The organism is Sulfurovum sp., assembly GCF_041562805.1.
In the GTDB taxonomy this organism is placed as follows: Bacteria; Campylobacterota; Campylobacteria; order Campylobacterales; family Sulfurovaceae; genus Sulfurovum.
This window is the reverse complement of record NZ_JBFFOH010000259.1, coordinates 1-2,194: the sequence shown is the minus strand read 5'-3', so window position 1 is coordinate 2,194 and position 2,194 is coordinate 1. Positions and strand designations below refer to the sequence as shown.

At 39.0% G+C, this 2,194-nt stretch carries 2 protein-coding genes and 1 pseudogene; all 3 read left to right on the top strand.

Annotated features, from left to right (window positions below; translation table 11 throughout):
• A pseudogene (locus ABYK33_RS15505) lies at positions 1–436 on the top strand (DNA recombination/repair protein RecA); the annotation flags it as partial.
• 227 nt (positions 437–663) lie between these two features.
• Entirely contained in the window at positions 664–1,938 is a 1,275-nt protein-coding gene (gene eno, locus ABYK33_RS15500; protein ID WP_373034226.1) for a phosphopyruvate hydratase, read from the top strand.
• Positions 1,939–1,953: 15 nt separating this feature from the next.
• A partial coding sequence (locus ABYK33_RS15495) for a hypothetical protein (RefSeq protein WP_373034225.1) occupies positions 1,954–2,194 on the top strand: 241 nt, incomplete at its 3' end.

The window sequence follows — 2,194 nt, the reverse complement described above, 5'->3', positions numbered from 1 at the left end:
TACAATGGGATATGGGTCACCAGAGACAACAACTGGTGGTAATGCATTGAAGTTTTACTGTTCTGTGAGAATTGATGTGCGTCGTATCGCTACACTAAAACAAGGTGAATCTTCTATAGGTAACCGTGTCAAGGCAAAAGTAGTGAAAAACAAAGTGGCTCCGCCATTTAGACAAGCAGAGTTTGACATTATGTTTGGTGAGGGGATCTCTTTTGTAGGTGAACTAATTGATTATGGTGTCAAAATGGACATCATAGACAAATCAGGTGCATGGTTCAGTTATGGCAGTGAGAAACTGGGGCAAGGTAAAGAGAATGCAAAGATCACCATCAAAGAAAACCCTGACATGATGGCAGAGATAGAGAGTAAAATTAAAGAAGCACTTGGTTTTGGTGAAGGACTCTCTGTAGATGAGAGTGAAATGAACGAAGATTAAGACCCAATGATAAATATAAAGTGTCAAAACACAGTTGACACTTTATAGATAGTGAAAATAGCCTCTTAAATCTTAAAAATATTAAACATTTTGAGTAGAAATAACCATTAACCTACAGGTCGAATCCCCTTATGTTTCTTTGTTCGATGATACTCATTTAAGTATAGGGTAAATTTCGATAAAATAATAGATAAATGCAAAATACCAAAGACATATAAAGGATATAAATGATTTTTATCGATGAGATCGTAGCAACAGAAGTAATGGACAGTAGGGGAAATCCTACGGTAAAAGCCACAGTAAGCTTAAGTGATGGTACTGTTGAGAGTGCTATCGTTCCAAGTGGAGCGAGTACTGGTAAACGTGAAGCACTTGAACTACGTGATGGTGGTGACAGATATATGGGGAAGGGTGTACTTCAGGCCTGCGAGAATGTAAACGGCGCTATCTGTGATGCGCTTGTAGGCCTCAGTCCTTTTAACCAGGCAGAAATTGACCTTGTGATGAAAGAAGTCGATGGTACTGAAAACTATGGAAACCTTGGTGCTAATGCAGTACTTGGTGTCTCTATGGCAGTAGCCCGAGCGGCTGCAAAAAGTATGGGAATGCCTCTTTACCGTTATCTTGGTGGGGCAAATGCTGTAGTGATGCCTGTACCGATGCTTAACATCATTAACGGTGGAGAACATGCAAACAATTCTGTAGACTTTCAAGAGTACATGGTTATGCCGGTAGGTTTTGATAGATTTTCTGAAGGACTTAGAGCATGTGCCGAAGTGTATCATAATCTTAAAAAGATCATTGATGAGATGGGTGAAAGTACCGCTGTTGGAGATGAAGGTGGTTTTGCACCAAATCTTAAAAGCAATGAAGAACCTATTCAGGTTATTATTCAAGCGATCGAAAAGGCAGGATATAAACCTGGAGAGCAGATCGCTATTGCTTTAGATGTTGCTGCAAGTGAGCTTCTCAATGATCAGGGGCTTTATGTATTGAAATCTGAAAACAGAGAGATCACAAGTTCAGAGCTTACAGCATATTATGCTGATATGTGTGCAAAATATCCTATTGTTTCTATTGAAGATGGTTTGGGTGAAGATGATTGGGCAGGATGGAAAGAGCTGACGGAAGTACTAGGGGATAAAGTACAACTTGTAGGTGATGATCTTTTTGTAACGAATGTATCTATTTTGGCAGAAGGTATTGAAAAAGATATTGCAAACTCTATCTTGATCAAACCAAATCAGATAGGAACGGTTTCTGAAACGATGCAAACAGTTCGCCTTGCACAAAGAAGCGGATATACTTGTGTGATGTCCCACCGTTCAGGGGAAAGTGAAGATACTTTCATCGCAGACTTTGCTGTGGCATTGAATACTGGTGAGATCAAAACGGGTTCAACGGCAAGAAGTGATAGAATCGCTAAATATAACAGACTACTTGAGATCGAAGCGGAACTTGGACAGTTTGAGTATTTGGGTGCGTCAATTTTTACAAAGTAAATGAAGGTATAATATATGGCAGATGCGAGAGAAGAAGGTAGTATAGCCGGACTTTCACTAAAAACTTTTTTGGTGACGGCTATAGGTATTCTTCTCTTTGGCATCTATGTCGGTGTTTTGGTCTATGGGGAGAACTCACTAACTGTTTTGAATCAGTTAAAAGAGAAAAAACAAGGCTTGTCTCTTGAAGAGAAAATATTAAAAGTAGAAAATCAAAGACTTCAAAAAGAGTATTTTGAATTAAAACAGTTAGAAC

What these genes read in the sequence shown, in the direction of transcription:
- eno (WP_373034226.1), top strand. Translation starts at nt 664, where the DNA reads ATGATTTTTATCGATGAGATCGTAGCAACAGAAGTAATGGACAGTAGG.